The organism is Staphylococcus sp. HMSC036D05, from assembly GCF_001836225.1.
In the GTDB taxonomy this organism is placed as follows: Bacteria; Bacillota; Bacilli; order Staphylococcales; family Staphylococcaceae; genus Staphylococcus; species Staphylococcus caprae.
Genome location: NZ_KV827784.1, coordinates 1 through 364 on the forward strand (window position 1 = coordinate 1; position 364 = coordinate 364).

At 34.1% G+C, this 364-nt stretch carries 1 protein-coding gene; it reads left to right on the forward strand.

Annotated elements, in window-relative coordinates:
- Positions 1 to 101: 101 nt before the first annotated feature.
- Positions 102 to 364, forward strand: a 263-nt coding sequence (locus HMPREF2580_RS10690; protein ID WP_141756897.1) for a type I restriction-modification system subunit M N-terminal domain-containing protein, incomplete at its 3' end; no start/stop codon positions are given.

Genomic DNA, 364 nt, shown 5'->3' on the forward strand with positions numbered 1-364 from the left:
CTTAACTTATTTTATTTTGTGCTATAAAATTATAAATAAAAGACAAAATAAGTGGGTAGCTATTTATTTAATGATTCAGTACTAAATGGAGGGAATGTGCATTGACTACATCAGAGAAGCAACGTCAACAACAAGCAGAACTACAAAAGAAATTATGGTCCATTGCGAACGATTTACGTGGGAATATGGACGCCAATGAATTTAAGAATTACATACTTGGACTTATCTTTTACCGTTTCTTAAGTGAAAAGGTTGAAGAGACATCCGCAAGACTTCTATCAGAAGACAATATTTCTTATCAAGAAGCGATGAATAACAACGACTACCGTCCTATCGTTGAGAAAGAGCTCATTCAACGTATTGG